14 protein-coding genes and 1 riboswitch are annotated in these 18,700 nt (G+C 45.6%); of the genes, 6 read left to right on the top strand and 8 right to left on the bottom strand.

What is annotated here, in order from left to right; translation table 11 throughout:
• Window positions 1–232 precede the first annotated feature (232 nt).
• The 4 genes from JHD45_RS17125 (at window position 233) to JHD45_RS17110 (ending at window position 5,295) form a co-directional block, all read left to right on the top strand.
• Window positions 233–1,822, top strand: coding sequence for a BCCT family transporter (locus tag JHD45_RS17125; protein ID WP_199477718.1), 1,590 nt, complete (start codon window positions 233–235; stop codon window positions 1,820–1,822).
• A 97-nt stretch (window positions 1,823–1,919) separates the two neighbouring features.
• A riboswitch (yybP-ykoY riboswitch) is annotated at window positions 1,920–2,027 on the top strand.
• 81 nt (window positions 2,028–2,108) lie between these two features.
• On the top strand, window positions 2,109–2,672 hold the full coding sequence (locus tag JHD45_RS17120) for a TMEM165/GDT1 family protein (RefSeq protein WP_199477717.1): 564 nt from the start codon (window positions 2,109–2,111) through the stop codon (window positions 2,670–2,672).
• 28 nt (window positions 2,673–2,700) lie between these two features.
• The gene (locus JHD45_RS17115; RefSeq protein WP_199477716.1) at window positions 2,701–4,557 is read left to right on the top strand and encodes a DUF294 nucleotidyltransferase-like domain-containing protein; all 1,857 of its coding nucleotides are present in this window, start codon (window positions 2,701–2,703) and stop codon (window positions 4,555–4,557) included.
• Window positions 4,558–5,295 (top strand): 3'-5' exonuclease, encoded by a 738-nt coding sequence (locus tag JHD45_RS17110; RefSeq protein ID WP_233407898.1) that lies wholly within the window; start codon window positions 4,558–4,560, stop codon window positions 5,293–5,295.
• Between the two features lie 57 nt (window positions 5,296–5,352).
• Here JHD45_RS17110 and JHD45_RS17105 read toward each other — a convergent pair whose 3' ends face one another.
• The 7 genes from JHD45_RS17105 to JHD45_RS17075 all read right to left on the bottom strand — a co-directional run bounded on the left by JHD45_RS17105 (window position 5,353) and on the right by JHD45_RS17075 (window position 14,520).
• Window positions 5,353–6,435, bottom strand: a complete 1,083-nt coding sequence (locus JHD45_RS17105; protein WP_199477715.1) for a LacI family DNA-binding transcriptional regulator — start codon at window positions 6,433–6,435, stop codon at window positions 5,353–5,355.
• Window positions 6,436–6,603: 168 nt separating this feature from the next.
• The gene (locus tag JHD45_RS17100; RefSeq protein WP_199477714.1) at window positions 6,604–8,226 is read right to left on the bottom strand and encodes an alpha-glucosidase family protein; all 1,623 of its coding nucleotides are present in this window, start codon (window positions 8,224–8,226) and stop codon (window positions 6,604–6,606) included.
• 93 nt (window positions 8,227–8,319) lie between these two features.
• On the bottom strand, window positions 8,320–9,420 hold the full coding sequence (locus tag JHD45_RS17095; RefSeq protein ID WP_199477713.1) for an ABC transporter ATP-binding protein: 1,101 nt from the start codon (window positions 9,418–9,420) through the stop codon (window positions 8,320–8,322).
• Between the two features lie 90 nt (window positions 9,421–9,510).
• Window positions 9,511–10,653 (bottom strand): carbohydrate ABC transporter permease, encoded by a 1,143-nt coding sequence (locus tag JHD45_RS17090; RefSeq protein ID WP_199477712.1) that lies wholly within the window; start codon window positions 10,651–10,653, stop codon window positions 9,511–9,513.
• A gap of 1 nt (window position 10,654) precedes the next feature.
• Window positions 10,655–11,665, bottom strand: coding sequence for a carbohydrate ABC transporter permease (locus JHD45_RS17085; RefSeq protein WP_199477711.1), 1,011 nt, complete (start codon window positions 11,663–11,665; stop codon window positions 10,655–10,657).
• Window positions 11,666–11,771: 106 nt separating this feature from the next.
• Window positions 11,772–13,133, bottom strand: a complete 1,362-nt coding sequence (locus JHD45_RS17080) for an ABC transporter substrate-binding protein (RefSeq protein ID WP_199477710.1) — start codon at window positions 13,131–13,133, stop codon at window positions 11,772–11,774.
• A gap of 415 nt (window positions 13,134–13,548) precedes the next feature.
• A complete protein-coding gene (locus JHD45_RS17075; protein ID WP_199477709.1) occupies window positions 13,549–14,520 on the bottom strand; it encodes a carbohydrate kinase family protein in 972 nt (323 codons plus the stop codon).
• 282 nt (window positions 14,521–14,802) lie between these two features.
• On the opposite strand from JHD45_RS17075, the gene JHD45_RS17070 reads away from it, so the two are divergent.
• Together JHD45_RS17070 and JHD45_RS17065 are read left to right on the top strand one after the other, a co-directional pair.
• Window positions 14,803–15,576, top strand: a complete 774-nt coding sequence (locus tag JHD45_RS17070) for a response regulator (RefSeq protein WP_199477708.1) — start codon at window positions 14,803–14,805, stop codon at window positions 15,574–15,576.
• On the top strand, window positions 15,569–17,017 hold the full coding sequence (locus tag JHD45_RS17065; protein WP_325097333.1) for an ATP-binding protein: 1,449 nt from the start codon (window positions 15,569–15,571) through the stop codon (window positions 17,015–17,017). Before JHD45_RS17070 ends, JHD45_RS17065 begins: the two co-directional genes overlap by 8 nt.
• On the opposite strand, the gene JHD45_RS17060 is transcribed toward JHD45_RS17065, so the two are convergent.
• Window positions 17,014–18,699, bottom strand: a complete 1,686-nt coding sequence (locus tag JHD45_RS17060) for an EAL domain-containing protein (RefSeq protein WP_199477706.1) — start codon at window positions 18,697–18,699, stop codon at window positions 17,014–17,016. The genes JHD45_RS17065 and JHD45_RS17060 overlap by 4 nt on opposite strands.
• Window position 18,700: the final 1 nt, after the last annotated feature.

Genomic DNA, 18,700 nt, shown 5'->3' with positions numbered 1-18,700 from the left:
TTGTTGGGTAAAGAGCTTTCTATCGGCTCTTTATTCTTCTCTGTCGTATTAATCGAAAAACAAACTGCTATAGGCCTCTGCCGTCAAAGCAAAGGGGAAAATAGAACCGTTCTTGTCGCATAAAGAACAAATCATTCCGACTATTTGTCTAACATTAGAATGTTAAACATAAAAAAAGCTAGTGTGTTCGTTTAAGCAAGTTCGACGTGTCAATTTAATTCGGGAGAATTTTATGAGTAAGAATGTGCCGGACAATGGCCGGCTGGAATACAATACGTCCTACAAAGTGGGGCAAGACAATATTCGTTTTTTAGGGATGGATATCCTTAATCCGGTCTTTAGTACCAGTGCACTGATCATCCTCGCCTTTATCATTGGAACTATCATATTCCCTGAGGAAGCAAAGTCTGTTTTGCTGGGCGCAAAAGGTTGGTCTATTGCTAACTTTGACTGGTTTTTCATGATTGCAGGCAATGTTTTTGTTCTGTTTTGTCTTGGTTTAATCTTATCTCCTTTGGGTAAAATACGTTTAGGTGGCATAAACGCCAAACCTGAGCATTCCACCATTACCTGGTTTTCTATGCTATTCGCCGCAGGTATGGGGATTGGTTTGATGTTTTGGAGTGTGGCAGAGCCTGTTGGCTATTATACCGATTGGTATGGCACACCTCTAAACGTCGCGCCAAATACACCAGCTGCAGCTCATCTCGCCCTTGGGGCAACCATGTTCCATTGGGGTCTTCATCCATGGGCCATTTACGCTGTTGTTGCTCTATCACTTGCTTTCTTTGCCTACAATAAAGGTTTACCTCTTACCATTCGTTCAGCTTTTTACCCTCTTTTAGGTGAGCGTGTTTGGGGATCACTTGGCCACGGCATTGATGTTCTTGCGGTGATTGCCACCATATTTGGTTTGGCTACCTCCCTTGGCTTAGGTGCTCAACAAGCCTCCAGTGGTTTGAACTTTCTATTTAATATCCCTGATACACTGACTACCCAAATTGTTGTTATCTGTGGTGTCACCAGTGTTGCCATCTTCTCTGTGGCAAGGGGTCTTGAAGGCGGAGTTAAGCTACTCAGTAACATCAACATGCTGCTTGCTGCCGTCTTTGCCATATTCATTATCGTGGTAGGCAATACTGGCGCGATCTTTGGCTCCATCGGAACCATTTTCGTCAGTTACATGGAAAACATCATCCCATTAAGTAACTGGATTGATCGTACTGACCAAACTTTCTACCATGGTTGGACTGTGTTCTACTGGGCTTGGTGGATTTCTTGGTCTCCATTTGTTGGAATGTTTATCGCGCGTGTTTCCCGTGGACGCACCGTTCGCCAATTCTTAACGGCCGTACTGCTTGTTCCAACCCTTGTTTCCATGGTGTGGATGGCAACCTTCGGTGGTTCCGCTATTGCACAAATTAAAGAAGGCGTAGGTGCCTTAGCGGGCGGTTTGACAAGTGTCTCCCTAGCCATGTTTCAGATGTTACAGAACCTACCTCTGACTTCTATTACATCGTTCATTGGTATTATTCTTGTCTTGGTTTTCTTCGTAACGTCTTCCGACTCAGGATCATTGGTTATCGATGGTATTACCGCTGGCGGTAAAACCGATGCACCATTGGTACAACGTGTCTTCTGGGCAGTGTTAGAAGGTGTTATAGCGATTGCCTTACTAGTCGGTGGTGGTAAAGATGCACTCTCTGCCATTCAAGCCGCTGCGATTACCACAGGCCTTCCTTTTACCTTGCTTCTACTCATTATGTGTATTGGCTTGCTGAAGGGACTAAAAGGCGATCTTGTGTTGTACAAGCAGGCCTAGAAAAGTCACTATATCTAGTTCACTGAATCAATAGGAGTGGTATTAACCGCTCCTATTTTTTTGTGAATTGTTTTTCTCGCCTAAGTCTTTTAGAATACGAAGCCTCTTAGGGGAGTAATCGGCTTTGCCATTGTGCAAAGATTCTTTGTCAACATAATTGAGCCTCATGCTCATGGCAAAGAAGTTTGAACATCTTCGTTCGAATTGATGAGACTTAAGACAGTAACTTGGCTCAGGTGGGCACAGGTTGTTGTCTTTCGTTTGTCGCCCACCTAGGATTTGCATAATGGAAGCCATACTGACTTCAATATCAACCGTTGCTCTTGCTGAAATGGGCGACAAAACACAACTACTTGCCTTGTTTCTTGCCGCACGATTTCCGTCTAAAACCGCGATCATTCTTGGTATGTTATTCTCAACCATATTCAATCACGCCCTGTCGGCATGGTTTGGAGTGGAAGTTGCCAACTGGATCCCTGGCGAGTGGGTCAATTGGGTAATAGGGTTAAGTTTTATCGCGGTGGGTCTCTGGCTATTAGTGCCTGACAAAGACGACAGTGAAGAGGGAGGCTTGCTGAAATACGGTGCTTTTGTGGCCACCTTTGCACTCTTCTTTCTCGCAGAAATTGGTGATAAAACTCAAATCGCCACCGTCATATTGGCCGCACATTATGGCTCAGTACTTCCGGTATTAATCGGCTCAACCATTGGCATGATGCTTGCGAATGTACCAGTTGTATTTGCTGGCAATTGGATTATGGAGCGTATCAACCCCGTTCTAACCCGTCGATTGGCCTGCTTATTATTTATTATAATGGGCTTGCTGACCATAATATCGCCTATGCTTTAACGCTTAATCAAATAAAAAGGAACCACTTATGGACGTCGAATTAACGGAAATAGTCGAAGCGCTTTGCCAACATGCTCCGTTTAACGAAATTGCCGATGATCCTAGCCTTAAGGACATGGTCAAAGAGGTCGAGATACAGTACGTACGTACTGGGGAATGGATTATTGAAAGAGGCACCTTAAATAACACGCTCTTCTTTATTCGAAGTGGCGCGGTGGAAGTGCTCAATAAAAACGGTAAGTTAATTCGACGTATGAATGAAGGGGAGCTGTTCGGTTATGGCTCCCTGCTGCGGGGTGGGAAATCCTCCCAATCTATGCGCGCCATAGAAGATAGTCTGTTTTATCGCATCCCAGCTCGCTGGTTCCTAAAGTTGTATGAAGAAAGCGATACCTTCTCCGACTTTTTCGAGCTCGATAGAGAGACTCGACTGAAAGCGGCGATGAACTCCCAAACCTCCGATGTGTCCTTAATGACCTGTCCAATCAAAAGCTTACTGCGCCGGGATCCAATTGGCATCGATGTGGGAGAAAGCATACGTCAAGCCGCGCAAATGATGACGGAGCATCGCGTCTCTAGTTTATTGATCATGGAAAACGAGCAACTAGTGGGCATTGTCACCGATCGCGACTTACGCACCCGCGCCGTTGCCGAAGGGCTAGCCTACGACACACCGATCAAAGCCATCATGACCAAAAATCCAACTGTTATGGACAGTGGCGATTATGCGGCTGAAGCCGTATTAAAAATGATGGAGTTAAACATTCATCATATCCCCATCGTCAAGGACCACAAAACCATTGGCGTACTCAGTACAGGGGATATTATCCAAAAAGAAAGCCACGGCAGTATCTATTTAATCAGTGACATTTTAAAACAAACTGACGTTGACGGATTAAAAGCCATCAGTCGCAAAATGACGCATACCTTTACTCAGTTGGTCGTGGCCGACGCCAATACCCAGATGATTGGTAATGCGATGTCCCACATTGGTACGGCGTTTGTTAAACGCTTACTGCAACTGGGTGAAGAGCAGTTTGGCAAACCACCTGTCCCCTATTGCTTTATTGCCCTAGGATCCCAAGCGCGGGAAGAACAAACCATTAAGACCGACCAAGACAATGCCATCATTTTAAGTAATCGCTACGACCCGGAAAAACACGGCCAATATTTTGAGCAATTAAGCCACTGGGTCTGCCAAGGCTTGGATCAATGTGGCTACCCTCTGTGTACAGGCGATGTCATGGCATCGAATACGCTTTGGCGGCAACCATTAAGTGTCTGGAAAAACTACTTTAGTGAGTGGATTCAAGAGCCCAAAGCCGAGGCCTTATTACACTTGTCCATTTTTTTCGACCTACGTGGTATCTATGGCGACAAACTATTAGCCAATGAACTCAATAAACACATTCGTCAAGAAGCGAAGAATAATTCAGGCTTCCTGTCTTATATGGCACGTAACGCCAATCAGCGTAAACCCCCTTTAGGTTTTTTCCGTCAGTTTGTCCTCGATGGTGAAGGTAAACAATCACGTACTTTTAACCTAAAGGAGCGAGGTATAGCGCCCATTATCGACATTGTTCGAGTGCATGCCCTCGCCTGTGGCAGTGATAAACTCAATACAATTGAGCGTATTGCCGACATAGAAGCCGCCAAACTCTTGCCCGATGGACGAGCAAAAGACCTCGCCTTAGCCCTCGAAATGATCGGTATGGTGCGGATTAGTAGCCAAAAAGATCAGATCGAAAATGGCGAAGAGCCCACCAATCATGTGAACCCGGAGCGTTTATCTTCCTTTGAGAAGCGCCACTTACGGGATGCGTTTCACATTGTCTCTCGTCAACAAGAGTTCATTAAATTCCGTTATGCAGGGAAACGCAGTTAAATGCCCAAACAATTAATGCAATTCATGAAAACGAAGCCGGAGACGACCCTCCCTCAAGATTGGCAAGCCATGTTTCGGGACTGGGCTAAAGAGGCACCAGAAGGGCCTCTCAAACGTTACTATGAAGCTGGCACCATTCCCATGGATACACCCTTAAAAGACGTGCCTATGCTGGCTTTGGACCTAGAAACAACCGGTTTAGACTCGCATACGGATGAGATTATTAGTGTGGGCAGTGTGCCAATGGATCATCGTATTATTCGCTGTAATGGCTCGGGCTACTGGATGGCAAAACCAGAATGCTCCCTTAATCCAGAGTCAGTGACCATTCACGAAATTACGCATACAGAATTAGAAGAAGCGCCCCCGCTTCATCATATTTTCGAAAACATACTTGAGACCCTTAGCAACAAAGTGGTGGTGGTCCATTGTGTCGCCATCGAACGACAGTTTTTGTTGGAAGCCGCTCTCAAAATATACGGTTTCCCGCTGTATTTCCCTGTCCTAGATACCATGGATATCGAGCGCCGTTATCATACAAAACTCCCCTGGTGGAAACAGATTCTGGGGAAAAAGCCGTCATTACGTTTAGACGCTTGTCGCCAATATTACCATTTGCCTCGCTACAAGGCGCACCATGCATTAACGGATGCCTTATCCTCTGCGGAACTGTTACAAGCGCAGATCGCCTATCACATGGACGCAACGAACGACCCGATCTCAAAGTATTGGCTTTAGTCGCCATACGTCCTTGTTAAGACTCACTCTCGACAAGGACGCGATGAAACATAACATCTATGCGGATAACGAGCGAGCCAAGGTTTTTGGGCAACTTTCACGGATAATCAACTCCGTTTCCAACACCACATCTTTGGTTTCTCTGAGCCCCAAAAAGACTTGTGCAGCAATTCGCCCTTTCTCCACGGTTTGCTGATGCACAGTGGTAATCGAAGGATGAAAGTTCTCACTTTCGGAAATACCATCGAAGCCAACAACCTGAAGATCTTCTGGTACTCTTAAACCCATTTGCAACGCCGCCTGTACCGCCGCAATGGCAATACGATCACTCATGCATAAGAGTAGCTGAGGACGGTCCGCCATTGTCAATGCTTCGCGCGCCGCTTGATAAGCCATCTTGTGGGTATTTTGCGGAATATTCCATATGCGCTCATAAGGCACGTTTAAACCATGCTCATCGAGGGCATCAAAATAACCACGTAAACGTTGAATCGAAATCGATGCGGACACATCAAATAGCTCATCCTCTTGTGCACGACAGACACGATTCGTATCTAATAAGCTCAAACCAAGAATGGCGACACTCTTAGGACGATGAGAGAGGGCATGAACGGCAATCTCGTAAGCCCCCTTATAGTTTTCAACATTGACCGAGGTGGTGCCTGGAATAAAGCTATCCACGGTAATAATGTTTTTGTTGGGCATTAACCAAGGCGCATTACTGCATTGCTGAGGTCTATGACCATACACGACGAAGCCGTCTACCATAGACGATTGCATACGACTTTGTGCATCTTGAGGTTCGTGATCATGCACAGATAATAACAACATATTGTAGTCATTATCCTGAAACACTTCGGCCATGCCTTGCAAAAATTGATTCGCCACGGGATCTGTTAAGCTATAACTTAAATAGTCCGACAATACGATACCAACAATCCCAGTACGCCCCGTTCGTAAACTACGCGCCGCCGCATTAGGGCCAAAATACCCCATTTTCTCGCAGGCTTCGAGAATACTATCGCGAAGCTTGGCTGATAACTGATCAGGGCGATTAAAGGCATTAGAAATCGTGGCAGTCGAGACGTTTAGCGCCTTTGCCACATCCTTTAGCGTTAATTTTTTTAATTGTTTTTTCATACAACACTCTCAAGACACTGGCCTATCGTAATGCACAACCGGTTAATACCCCGGCTCATCACCTCCCATTCGCCGTCCTTCAGATAAAAAAGACGGCGCTACACAGTAAAGAGGTAAGGCACGCAAAGGTCTTATTTTATTATTGTTATTTAACATTTACCCCTTATCTTACTGAGATACCACAGCGTAATACGCTTGATACGCTGGCAAGATTAACGTATTCCCCTCTAACGAGGAAACAAAACCATGACCTTCCAGAGTCTGCTTGACTGCCACAGATAACTCACCCATCTGGGCCTGTCCCGTCATATTCAACACCACCAAAACACGTTGTCCCTCGTATTCACGAATCAGGGCAATCAAATGATCATTTTTGAGATCCGCCAACTCAAGCTCGCCATTGATCAACGTGGGCTGCTTTTGACGCCAATGAATCAACTGACGCACCTTATGTAACAAGGAATCTGGATCCGCTTCTTGCTCCGCCACACTTAACGGAAGATGGCGCTCTTCCACTGGTAACCAAGGCTCAACGGTCGAAAAACCACCTTGGTTAGTGTTCTCCCATACCATTGGTGTGCGGCAACCATCACGTCCTTTAAAAACAGGCCATAGAGGAATGCCATATGGATCCTGAATGCGTTCAAAAGGGACTTCCGCTTCCGGTAAGCCAAGTTCTTCCCCTTGATACAAACACACACTCCCCCGTAGAGATAAAATCAACGCCATGGCAATTAAAGGATAAGCTTTTTGATCTTCATTTGCCCCCCAACGTGTACAAGAGCGCACCACATCGTGATTGGATAAAGCCCAACATGGCCAACCATCTCCTACAATGTTTTGCATATTGCTCAATACACCCCGAATATAATCCGGTGAATGAGGCTTATTCAACAAATCAAATGTATATGCCATATGCAGTTTATCACCGCCTGACGTATATTCGGCCATCCGTTTTAGAGGAAAGTCATCACCGATTTCCCCAACCGTTGTCGAGCCAGGAAATTCATCCATCAAGGCGCGCAAGTCTTTTAAGAAATCCAGATTCTCAGGGCGACTTAAATCATAAACATGACGCTGGTAAGTGTATGGGTTATCTTCTGGCGCCCCCATGGTTTTTGGTTCGCCCGCTGGCACAGGCGGATTATCTTCCAACCCTTGACTGTGGAAATAGAAGTTAACCGTATCCAAGCGGAAACCATCGACCCCAAGCTCCAGCCAAAAACGCATGCAATCCAAATGCGCTTTACGTACCTCCGGGTTATGGAAGTTCATATCAGGCTGAGACTCCAAAAAGTTATGCAAATAATATTGCAAACGTCGGCTGTCCCATTTCCATGCACTTCCCCCAAAAATCGATAGCCAGTTGTTTGGTGGGGAACCATCAGGCTTTGGATCAGCCCAAACATACCAATCCGCTTTTGGATTGGTTTTATCCTGACGACTTTCCTCAAACCAAGGATGTTGGTCTGATGAATGACTGATCACCTGATCAATCATCACTTTCAGATTTAATTCATGGGCGCGATCCACCAAAGCTTTAAAATCGGCTAGCGAGCCGAACATCGGATCTATATCGCAATAATCAGACACATCGTAGCCAAAATCTTTCATTGGCGACGTAAAAATAGGCGATAACCAAATCGCATCCACACCAAGAGATGCCACATAATCCAATTTGCTGGTGATACCAACCAAATCGCCAATACCATCGCCATTGGCATCCATAAAACTACGTGGATAAATTTGGTAAATAATGCCGCCTTTCCACCAATTCAAATTCCGAGTCATGTCCTCTCTCCGTACCATATAAAGTTGTCTGTCATGCTTCTCCCTCAGCCTCCCGTCCTAAAAACAGGTTCCGCTGAGGCAACGAGCCTAGAACTAGCCTAAACGTGCGTAGGATTGCTCTTTATCATTGAATAGATGCATTTTGTCAGGCGCAGCCGCCAAATGAATTAAATCACCACGCTGGGAAATTAAGGTACCAGGCTGCTTGGCAATGACCATTTCCTTGCACCCTTTCACTTGCAAATGCAGCAGGGTTGCCTCACCCAGCGATTCAACAAAGGCGACCTCTCCAGAAATAAAGCCTTGCTCTTTGCTATCGACCACCCTTAAATCTTCTGGTCGAATACCAAAGAAAGCCTCTTTGGTCTGCTCACTCGCTTCGGTCACAATGGGAACCTCTACGACTTCAGAAGAAGACAGAGACACACGGGTGGATTCGCCAGTTTTTTCAATACGGCATGGCACAATATTCATGGATGGAGAACCAATAAATCTCGCGACAAACACATTGGCAGGATGTTCATACAACTCCAGTGGTGAACCAACTTGCTCAATGTTCCCACCAGATAATAAAACAATACGATCTGCCAAGGTCATCGCCTCAACCTGATCATGAGTCACATAAATCATGGTTGAGTCAGGCATATTGTCTTTCAAATTGGCAATTTCCATACGTGTCGCCACACGTAGAGCCGCATCCAAGTTCGACAAAGGTTCGTCAAACAAAAATACCTGTGGACTCCGAACAATGGCTCGACCAATCGCCACACGCTGTCTTTGCCCACCGGACAAGGCTTTTGGCAATCGATCTAAATAAGGGGTCAATTGCAACATTTCCGCAGCTTTTCGCACCTGTTTATCAATGTCCGCTTTACTTGCTTTGGCGATCTGCAAACTGAACGCCATATTATCGTAGACAGACATATGTGGATACAAAGCATAACTCTGGAAGACCATCGCAATACCACGTAGCGCAGGCGGAACATCATTCATCACCTTGCCATCAATTTCTAGCGTGCCACCAGAAATATCCTCTAAACCAGAAATCATCCTTAATAAGGTGGATTTACCACAGCCAGATGGGCCAACAAAGACGATAAACTCGCCTTGTTTAATGTCCAGATTAATATCGTGAAGCACTTCAACCTTGTTGGAGTAGATCTTTTTCACATGGGTTAACTTTACATCAGCCATGAATACTTGCCTCAATTAGAATTCGAAACTTGGGTGAGGAGTACACTCAACTCACCCGCTCGCTTATTGTTATTAGGTTGTGCGTCTTGGTTATTTCACCGACCCTGCTAGCAGCCCTCGTACTAAGAAACGCTGTAGCCCAAAGAACACACATAACGGAATAATAATGGTAACGAATGCAGAGGCGGTAAGAATGCCCCAATCCCCTCCTAGAGACCCCATTAACTGCCGCAATTGAGCCGTTAACACAATGTGATCAGGACTGGTACCAAGGAAAACCATCGCCACCAACAAGTCATTCCATACCCATAAAAACTGGAAAATGGCAAAAGACGCGAGGGCAGGAAAGGACAAAGGCAAAATAATTTTCCTAAAAATATCAAAGTCCGACGCACCATCCACCCGAGCAGATTCGATGATCTCTCGAGGCAACCCCACAATGTAATTGCGCAGCAGGTAAATCGCCAAAGGCAAACCAAAGCCCGTGTGAGCCAGCCATATCCCCACATAGGTTTTCGAACTCACCCCAAACAGATCCCCAATCCAGTTATAACTTTTTAGCAAAGGAATCAATGACATTTGCAACGGCACAACCAACAAACCGACCACACAGGCGACTAAAATAGCCCGTCCAGGAAAGCGCATCCAAGCCAAGGCATAGGCCGCAAACGCCGCGATCAAAATAGGAATCACCGTGGCAGGAATGGTAACCGTCAGGGAGTTGATAAACGATTGCCCTAACCCATCGGCCCCCAACACCTCTTTGTAATTACTTAAAGTAAAGTGTGGTGGCATTTCCGCCGTGTAGAAAATACGTTTGCCATTTCGTCCGAGCCACTTGGTCGGTGACGACAACACATAATCCCCATTGGACATGACTTGCATGGTTTGACCATTGCGAATCGATACCACTTCACCCGCTTTATAGGCTTGTGGATGCAAAGAGCTATAGCCAAACTTTGAAATCTTGCCAGATTGCCCATGCAAAATATTGCCTTTAATAACAAAATGATCACCCTCTTGCACTTGGCTCGATGGTGGCTCAGCCCGGTCTACAACCATATGAGTAGAAGCTGATAATGCGGTCCACCAGCCAGACACTGCCAATTGATCTTTATCACGCAATGAGGAGATAAATAACCCAGCCGTCGGGATGGTCCAAAGAATCACTAGAAACAGCACAGTGGCATGCGTCAAGTAAATCAGAGGTGAACGTTTTGATGAACGTATCATATTAATGCCCCTCCATTTCTTGATTGGCTCGACGGATGTTCCATACCATAATAGGAGTCACCAGTACCATAATCACCAGGGCAATCACGGCACCACGGCCAAAGTCACCACCCCCGCGGAACATCCAAGTGAACATTTGATTCGCAAGCACTTGCGTGTCCCATTGTCCGTTGGTCATGGTCAGAACGATATCAAACACCTTGAGTACTAAAATCGTAATGGTCGTCCAGACAACGGCGATGGTTCCCCAAATTTGTGGCACCATAATTTTAAAGAAAATTTGTATCCCGTTAGCGCCATCTAAAACGGCAGCTTCGATCGTCTCATCAGGGATACCTCGCAGGGCAGCAGACAAAATCACCATAGCAAAGCCCGTTTGTATCCAGATCAAAATTACCATTAAAAAGAAGTTGTTCCAGAATGGCATAGAAATCCAGTTTTGTGGCTCTCCACCAAAAAACACCACGATGGCATTAAGCAAACCAATTTGTGTATTGCCAGCACTTTGATAATCGTAGATAAATTTCCAAATCACCGACGCGCCAACAAATGAAATAGCCATTGGCATAAAAATCAATGTCTTCGCAATATTTCCCCACCAAATCCGATCGGTCATCGACGCAATCACTAACCCTAAAAAGGTAGCCGATGTTGGCACCACCACGAGCCACATCATGTTGTTACGGAACGACTCTAAAAACTCGTCGTTGCCAAACAGCCAAGAATAATTCGATAACCCTACAAACTCTTTGCCTGCACGACCATAGAAGGACAAAATGATCGAGTCGACAACGGGGTAAAACAGGTAAAACGTTAAAAAAACAATCGCAGGGCCCAAAAACAACCAAGGCCGAATACGAGTCGTGATTCGCAGATTCCGTGCAACAATATCAACAGCGCGGTTTTTGGTCGGAAAGAGTTTATCCAACAAAAAGTTAGAACCGTAAAAATAAAAGGCACATACTGATACGCCTATTACCATGTACACTAATGCGGAAGCGAGCTGTTCCATAAGATCTCCAACAATCACAGGAAATTCGAAGCGAGCCTTTCGACGTCATCATTAAAACGTGTCGCCTCAAAAGAGGTCGACACGCTTTATGCTAATCATCGATAGATCAGTTCTTTTTCAATGCATCCCAAGTTTTCTGTATATCATTGGCAACGTCTTTAGCGGATTCGCCATTGACGTAATTGACCATACCTGTCCAGAAAGCCCCTGCACCAATTCGTCCTGGCATCAAATCCGACGCATCAAAACGGAAAGTGGTTGCATCCAACAAAATTTTCCCTTCACGGCGCTCGGTATTATTAGAATAGACAGCTGGGTTTGCCTTCAAATCTGCCGATAAGAAGCCACCCTGAGCCATCCAGATTTCTTGGGCAATCGGTGAACGTAAGAAGTTCACGAAATCGTGTGCGCCTTTCGAATTATTAGTAATGGTGGCTAAAGTACCCGCCCCTTCAACAGGTCGACCAAGGTCTTTTTTAGAGGCAAATGGTGGGAAGTAGAAGAAGTCAGCATCCACTCCAACTTTCACGTCTTTTGGAAAAAAGGCCGTCACAAACGACGCTTGTTTTACCATGTAACATTGTGGTGGAGAGGTAAATAATCCTTTGGGACTATCTCGGAAATCAGTCGTTCCGACCGCCGAGGTACCGCCATAGACAAACTTATTATTTCGGGCAAACCAGCCAAACTCTTTAATCGCATCAACGATACGTGGATCATTAAATTTCACTTTATTGGTTATCCAACCGTCATAAACGGAAGGTGGCTGCATTCTCAATAATAAATCTTCCACCCAATCGGTTGCTGGCCAGCCTGTAGCTGCGCCGGAGCCCAAACCGATACACCAAGGCGTACCACCATCGGCAACAATTTGCTTAGTGAGTGCTTTTAGCTGTTCCATAGTTTTAGGAACCTGATAGCCTGCGTCCGCAAAATTATCGGGGGAATACCAGACCAGTGATTTCAAATCCACGCGATAGAACACGCCATAAAAATGATCCTTATGATCTGGGCCTTTGAAGGTGGCTAATTTCACCCAAGATTTACCTGCTGCGTAATCCTTTAACACCCCTTCTTTGGCTTTTTCACTAAGCGGTGTCAAATACCCCTTAGCGGCTAAGTCTGCGGCCAATCCAGGCTGGGGAAAGATGGAAACATTCGGTGCGCTGCCGCCTTGCGTATCAATCACAATCTGCTGCTCAAACGAGTCAGAGCCATCATATACAACATCAGCCCCTGTCGCCGCCTCAAAATAGGCAATAACGTTTTCGAATTTGGTTTTTTCATCCCCTGTCCAAGGGCCAAATACGGTAATTTTTTTACCCTGTAGATGTTCTGATTTCAGAGCATCGTAACTAGCCCAGTTAAAACGGGGATCTTTTCCGGGCGGAATAATGAGGTCTTGGGCGAAAACAGAATGGGCAGAGAAGGACAACGCAAGCGCTGCTGCTAAAAGCGATTTTTTCATGTGGACTCCTTACAGGCATGCTCGGACGCTTCCTAATGCAGGCCTTTGTTTTTATTATCGTAAGTCTATGCTGTATTAAAAACGATCTTCTATAAGGATTAAGAAGATATTTGATTATTCACAATAAAGAACCCAGATTCAAGCGCTCTACTTGCTTAATATTGTCTTAATCACAAGTTCACGCCGAAAAAAGTCCAGAGGCTTATTTTTAAAACATTTATATGAATTTAAGCTGAAAACTCACTATTTCATCAAAAAAACAATACTTTTTGTATGAAAATCAAACAAATAAAGACAACCGCCATCACTCTAATCTTGCACATTTATTGACAAATTGGCATAAAAAAACGCGGCATGCCGCGTTTTTCTAAATCGTTTAACCCAATGGCCTAAAGAGTCGTTTTTTCTTCTTTTTTTAAGAGAACATTGCCAAACGAGCTTGTGCCTCTTCAAAAGAAGGTAGTGAGGGATAAGCCCCCAGTTTGGTGACAGAATCTGCACCACACGCCGCCGCAAAACGGATAATATCCAATAGAGCCTCTTGGCTTAATCCCGTCAGGCTGGAACGATCTGCACATTGTTGGGACAGTTGATAAAGCAAGCCACCAACAAACGCATCACCGGCCGCCGTGGTGTCCTTTACATCCACCTTAGGAGTGATGATCTCCCCTTGTCCATAAGCTTTCGTAAAATAGCGAATGGGATTTCCCCCATCGGTCAACACAAACAGCGACACGCCAGCCGTAAGGGACTCATCAATCAATGCCAAGGGGTCTGACGCCAAGACAGCCAGCTCTTCGAGGCTGGCCTTCACCACATCGCCACTTTGCATCCAGTCAATAACGCGCTGAGTGTTCACTTTATGATCTTGCCATAGATTGATGCGCAGGTTCACATCAATACTGACGATCCAATTCGCCTCTCGGGCCATACGGACACCCGCAAGCGTTGCTTGTGTAATCGCGTCTTCCGTTAACGTATTGGAGCAAGTGTGAAACACACCTTTACCGGCAAACCACGCCGCATCAAAGTTGTCTTCACGAAATAAAATATCCGCAGAAGGGTGGCGATAAAACTCAAAACTGCGCTCACCAGACTGATCCAAACTCACAAACGCCAGTGCGGTTTTAGCCTCTTTCGTCATCAACATACTACTGGTATTCACACCATAACTGTCTAAAGAGTCTTTCAAAAAATGACCAAAAGCATCGTCGCCTACTTGACCTGCAAAATGGCTATTCCCGCCTAAACGAGCGACCGCTACCGCAACATTCGCCGGAGCGCCACCTGGGTACTTGGTAAAAGATTCCAGCTCACCCGATTGGGTCGCACCGTTGGAAAGGAAATCGATAAGGGCTTCGCCAAAGGCCATTACTTTTGTTGTCATCTTATTATTCTCTCTTTAATCAGAAATGCTCTGTGTCTATTACCACCACCGTTTTGTCATGCCAATGCATCACGGGTAGCTATATTTTGCAATCAATCGCCATGATGTAACACCCCATGACCACCGCACTGGCGAGAAAGTATGACGGCGAGCCCCTATTAAATCAATTTAATTTATTTAATTATCTGTACGAAATCCGCTAATTTCGCTAATTGGTTCCCTCAGCCTTTCTTGCTAGACTGAAACATTGCTGTTTATTTTTCACTATTCTTGAGAGTCACCATGACAAACACCAAATCCATTTATGTTGTTGATGACGATGACGCCATTCGTACCTTGTTAAAAACGTACCTCGAAAAACAACAGTTTCAAGTGTTTACCGCCGAATCAGGTGAAGCCTTTCTGGCAGACTTTCATCAGCATAGCCATGTGGATCTGGTTGTACTAGATATTATGCTCCCGGGCCAAGACGGCTTTTCCGTCTGTCGATCGCTCAGAGCACTGTCCCATGTTCCCGTGATTATGCTCACCGCTAACTCAGATGAAATGGATCGCATTATCGGGCTCGAAATGGGAGCCGACGATTACCTTGCCAAGCCCTTCAATCCACGAGAACTGCTAGCCCGCATCAAAGCCATTTTGCGGCGCATGGAACACGTTGACGTCATGGAACAAGAGAACGTTGCCCAGCGCTACTACCATTTCGCATCCTTTACCTTAGATACCCTTTCCAGAGAGCTGTCTTTTCAGGGCGAAAAGGAATCCTTATCTGGAGCGGATTACAATTTGCTAATGCTCTTTTTAGCCCACCCTGGTGAAGTGCTGACCCGCGAACAAATCGCCGAAAATACCCGAGGCCGAGAAAGCGCCCCATTGGATCGTTTTATCGATGTACATGTTAGCCGTTTGCGCCAACGCTTAAGAGAAGACGCTCGTCACCCGCAATTAATCAAAACCGTGCGAGGTCAGGGTTACATTCTGACCGCAAACGTCCTCAGCACAGACAGTGAGTCCAGTACTCTTTCCAGCATGGCCTTATCGGATGCTAATGATTAAAGCTCGCCTGAAACGCTGGTCCCAATCACTCACGGGGCAAATCTTAATCATCATGGCATTAGGAGTCGCCAGCGCCCAGTTTATTAGCTCAACCATTTGGCTAAAACAGGTAGAGTCAGATACCCAAAAGAACATAACGGAAGTGGCCAAACACATGGCCTTTCGTATTGCCGCCACCGTCAGTTACTTTACCTCGTTACCACAGGCTTATCGCCATATCGTGATCGATCAACTGCAATCCATGGGCGGCACACGTTTTTTTGTTACCCTCAATCATGAAGAAATCCGCATTAACGCGTTACCCGACACCACCTTAAAAGACATTGTCAAAAACCAAATACAAGAAACCCTTATTAATCAACTGGGCATTCGCAATGCCAAGATTGCCTTTTCCAGTCCAACGGACCTGCATGTTATTAACAATCACACCCTATTGACCGATTTACCCGATCATTGGGGAGCCCACAGTTTATTAATAAAACCACTGACGCCACCGATCATTGTCATCCAAATTCCGATCAATAAAGGGAAAAACTGGCTTTATCTCGCCACGCTCATGCCTGCGCCTTACTTTTTAGAAGGCGGCTCAGTTCTCAGCCCTGAACGACTGTTTTCCATGGCCATTTCCGTGATCACCGTCCTCATTTTAAGCTTATTAATTCTCAGACGATTGACACGCCCATTAGCCATACTGGCGCGAGCGGCAGAGCGCTTTGGGCAAGGGGACGCCAAACCGATAGACGAAGTGGGCAGTATCGAAGTGCGTAACACCGCCCATGCCTTCAACGACATGCAAGCACGCATCCAGCGTTATTTAAATGATAGGGAGCGCTTATTTGCCTCCATTTCTCACGATTTAAAAACCCCTATTACACGTTTACGTTTACGGGCAGAAATGCTGGACGAAGACGACACCCGTGACGCCATGATCCGTGATCTTGAAGATTTAGACATGCTGGTCAAGGGCGCCTTACAGAGTGTGAAAGAAACCGATATTCACGAAAACCGCGTAGAGATCAACATTCTCAGAATACTGAGGGACATACAAAGCTCAGTCAACAGCAGAGAAACCAAGGTCACCATCAGCGGCGAACTGGCATCACCTTATATAGGAAAGCCATTGGCCATCAAACGCTGTTTAGGAAATCTGATCGATAATGCGTTGTACTATGGCAAGGTGGCGCAGATTATCCTTGAAGACAGCGAGGAAGGTTTAACCATTCGTATTTGCGACCAAGGTCCAGGCATCCCTATTGAAAAAATTGATAAAGTCTTTCAACCCTATACACGCCTTACCTCTGATGCTAATAGCCACCCTGGCGGCATGGGATTAGGCTTAAGCATTGCTCGCAATATTGCCCGTGCTCACGGTGGCGAGGTGACATTAATTAATAGAGAGACAAAGGGGTTGGAAGCCATCGTTTGGCTGCCGAGGCACTAAAAAAACAGACGATTCAATTCTTGAGCACACATAGGCCGATGAAGGAAAAAGCCTTGACCGATTGTACAGCCATAGCCCACAAGCGCATCCAATTGCTCTTGAGTCTCAATCCCTTCGGCGATCACCTCTAGTGACAACCCCTTAGACAGAAAAATAATCGCTTGCGTAATGGTGGGATCCGACAAATCCTTTCCATGACCACCAGAAACAAACCCTCGATCAATTTTAATACTATTAATGGGCATGGCCTTTAGATAGCGCATTGAAGAATAACCCGTACCAAAATCGTCAATAGAAATGCGAATCCCCGCTTGACGAATGTCTTCTAGCAAACTCATATTGACCGCACTGATGTCAATAAATGCGTCTTCAGTAAGCTCTATTTCCAGCATGTCTGGTGGTAAGTTGTAGCGTTTCACCGCATCCAAAAGATAGCTTTTAAAACTCGGCGACTTAAGCTGTCTTGGGGAGACATTCAGCGCAATCACGGGGCAAGCATCATGACTCAACCACAAATGCAATTGCTGACAAACGTGATCGATCACCCACTCTCCAAGGGGTACAATCAACCCCATTTTATTGGCAGCAGGAATAAACTCATTTGGCATGCGCATGGAGCCATCCGCTTGCGGCCAACGAATCAAAGCCTCAACCCCCAATAACTTACCTGTTCTAAGGTCTAATTGGGGTTGATAGTACAGTTCAAATTCATTGTTTTGAATGCCTAACCGAATCTCCTTCTCCAGAGTAATCGCCTGTTTTAATTTCAGCTGCAGCTCGTCAGTGTAAAAAGCGTATCGCTCGAAAGGATTTTTTTTACATTCATACAAGGCCATATCGGCTTTTTGCATCAGCGTGGTACCATCCGAGCCGTGTTTTGGATACATGGCAACACCCACACTGGCCGACACATCCAAACTGACCGTGCCTAACATCGCCGGTTGCATCACCTCACTCAACACTTTTTCCACAGCGATTATAACACTGTCATCATCCTGTATATTTTCGAGTAACAGCGTAAATTCGTCACCACCAATACGCGCTACAACATCATTGTTGTGCACCACACTTAATAATCGATAGCCCACCAGCGTCAGGAGCAAGTCACCAATATGATGACCAAGGGTATTATTCACCTCATTAAAACGATCCAAATCGATGAAAATCACCGCAAACTGACTCTTATTTCTTTCTGCTTTAGCAATCACCAGTTTAATATGCTCTTCAAACAGAATCCGGCTCCCCAGCCCAGTTAAGGGATCCCGCTTAAGCATCTCTGCAATCTGTCGCTCTACTTGCTTACGTTCTACGGCATGACGAATGCTTCGTTCTAGTAAACCTGCGCTGATTTCGTCTTTAGGTATGAAGTCCGCCGCTCCCTGCTGCATCAGAGCATCATCCAACTCAATATTCGAATGCCCCGTCATCACAATCACCGGAGTGTCTAGGCCAACTTTTTTGGTGTGCTTCAATAAATCGATGCCAGTATGTCCGCCTAAAAAATAATCTAATAAAACAAGGTCATACTGTTGAGTTAATAATAAATCAATGGCTTCATCAAACTGCTGAGTATGAGTAATCTCATAGGAAGACCGTTGGCTTTTATTTAAGCACTCTTTTAACAAAATAAAATCTTGCGGGTCGTCTTCAATTACCAATAACTTCAAGACTTGTCGTTTCATG

Origin of the sequence: Marinomonas spartinae, assembly GCF_016461715.1 — a bacterium.
GTDB lineage: Bacteria > Pseudomonadota > Gammaproteobacteria > Pseudomonadales > Marinomonadaceae > Marinomonas > Marinomonas spartinae_A.
Note: the sequence above shows the minus strand (reverse complement) of the source record. Positions and strands in the feature narration are given on the sequence as shown.